This window comes from Mesorhizobium sp. M7A.F.Ca.AU.002.02.1.1 (assembly GCF_003998535.1).
In the GTDB taxonomy this organism is placed as follows: Bacteria; Pseudomonadota; Alphaproteobacteria; order Rhizobiales; family Rhizobiaceae; genus Mesorhizobium; species Mesorhizobium ciceri.
This window is the reverse complement of the sequence record NZ_RZPB01000943.1, coordinates 1-1,999: the sequence shown is the minus strand read 5'-3', so window position 1 is coordinate 1,999 and position 1,999 is coordinate 1. Positions and strand designations below refer to the sequence as shown.

3 protein-coding genes are annotated in these 1,999 nt (G+C 62.2%); all 3 read left to right on the top strand.

Annotation, left to right across the window (positions count from 1 at the left end; genetic code table 11):
• A partial coding sequence (locus EN879_RS33600; RefSeq protein ID WP_127274590.1) for an ABC transporter permease subunit occupies positions 1-446 on the top strand: 446 nt, incomplete at its 5' end.
• A complete protein-coding gene (locus EN879_RS33595; protein ID WP_024502621.1) occupies positions 431-1,501 on the top strand; it encodes an ABC transporter substrate-binding protein in 1,071 nt (356 codons plus the stop codon). The genes EN879_RS33600 and EN879_RS33595, both read left to right, overlap by 16 nt.
• Before the next feature lie 173 nt (positions 1,502-1,674).
• Positions 1,675-1,999, top strand: a 325-nt coding sequence (locus EN879_RS33590) for a helix-turn-helix transcriptional regulator (RefSeq protein ID WP_164774751.1), incomplete at its 3' end; no start/stop codon positions are given.

The window sequence follows — 1,999 nt, the reverse complement described above, 5'->3', positions numbered from 1 at the left end:
ATATATTGGTGGCGCTGCCGACGACCGTGGTGATCATGCGCAGCCGCTTCGCCGCCATCCCGAAAACCATTCGCGAGGCGTCACTCGATCTCGGCGCCTCCGACTGGACGACCTTCCGGCGGGTCATGCTGCCGCTCAGCCTGCCGGCCATCGTCTCGGCATTCATGCTGGCCTTCCTGATCTCCTTCGATGAATTCATCGTCGTGTTCTTCCTGGCCGGCACCGAGCCGACGCTGCCGCTCTACATCTGGAGCCAGCTGCGTTTTCCCCGGTCGCTGCCGACGGTGATGGCACTGGGCACTTCGATCCTGGCGGTGTCCTTCGTCATCGCTGCAGCAGCTGAAATCCTGCGCCATCGCGGCTTGTCCGCCACGGCGCCAAAGCCTGCGGATCCATCACAACCAAAACAAACCAAGAGAGGAGAACTGCAATGGCATTCGACCTGAAATCGATCTCTGCAAAGACTGTTTGCGCTGGATTGACGGCGTTCGCGCTGGCGCTGTCGTCGACCGTCGCTTTCGCCGGCGACAAACTGCAATATTTCACCTGGTCGGGCTATGAACTGCCCGACTTCAACAAGAGCTTCCTTGCCGCGCATCCCGATGGCGTCGAGGCCTCGATCTTCGGTGACGACGATGACGCCTTCACCAAGGTCAAGGCCGGCTTCCGACCCGACATTGCGCATCCCTGCTATGACAAGGTGGCGCGCTGGAACAAGGAAGGCCTGCTGCAGCCGATCGACACCAAGCGCATCAAGAACTGGGACTCGATCTTCCCGGTGTTCAAGAACCTGCCAGACCTGCAGGCTGGCGACGGCAAGGTCTGGATGGTGCCGTGGGACTGGGGCAACACCTCGATCCTCTACCGCACCGATCTGGTGAAGAACCCGGAAGCGAGCTGGAACCTTTTGTGGGACAAGCAGTATGCCGGTCGCATGGCGACGATCGACGCGGTGCATGACACGCCTGTCGTGGCGGCGCTGCTCGCCGGCGTCAATCCGTTCGACATGACGCCGGAGCAAATGGACAAGGTGGCCGAGAAGCTGCGCGAGCAGCGCCCGCTGCTCTCCAACTACACCACCGACATGACCTCCGTCGAACAGGCGCTGGCCAGCGGCCAATTGGTCGCCGCCATGACCTGGAACGCGTCGGCCACCTCGCTCAAGAAGCAGGGCGTGCCGGTCGAGTTCATGAAGCCCAAGGAGGGCATGCTGACCTGGGCCTGCGGCTTCGTGATGCTCAAGGACGCCAAGAATGTCGACCTCGCCTATGATTTCATCAACAGCCGGCTGGAGACGGATTCCGGCAAATACCTGATCGAGGCCTACGGCTATGGCAGCTCGACCAGTTCGGCCTTCGCGGCGGTGCCGAAGGAGGAGCTGGAGAAATTGCAGCTGCCGTCCGACCCGGAGGTGATGCTGAAGACCACCATCTTCACCGGACCGATGAAACAGAATGACGACCTCGCCAAGATGTTTGAGAAGGTGAAGGCGGGGGGATAAAGCTCCCCCTTCTCCCCTTGTGGGAGAAGGTGTCGCCGAAGGCGACGGATGAGGGGTGCTCCAGGGAACACCAGCGTCTCACTCCGCTGGAACACCCCTCAACCGTCTCGGCGCTGCGCGCCGATCCACCTTCTCCCACAAGGGGAGAAGGGAAAGCAAACGAGGACTAACGCATGGACATGCTGGACGAAACGGCTGAAAAGCCGAAGGACGATGCCGATGTGCGGGTCGGCAGGCGGGTGCGGGCGCTGCGGCTGGAGCGCAAGCTGTCGCTGGCCGATCTTGCGGCAAAGGCCGGCGTGTCGATCGGTGCATTGAGCCAGATCGAGCGCGGCATGTCCTCGCTGCGCGTCAAGGTGATCTGGCCGCTCGCCGCCGCCCTCGACATCGAGCCGTCGGCGCTGATCGCCGACGGCAGCGATACGGCGAACGACCTCTATTGCGTGCGTGCCGACAAGCGGCGGCAAATCCCGGTGAAATCGGAAGGCATTGCCAAGG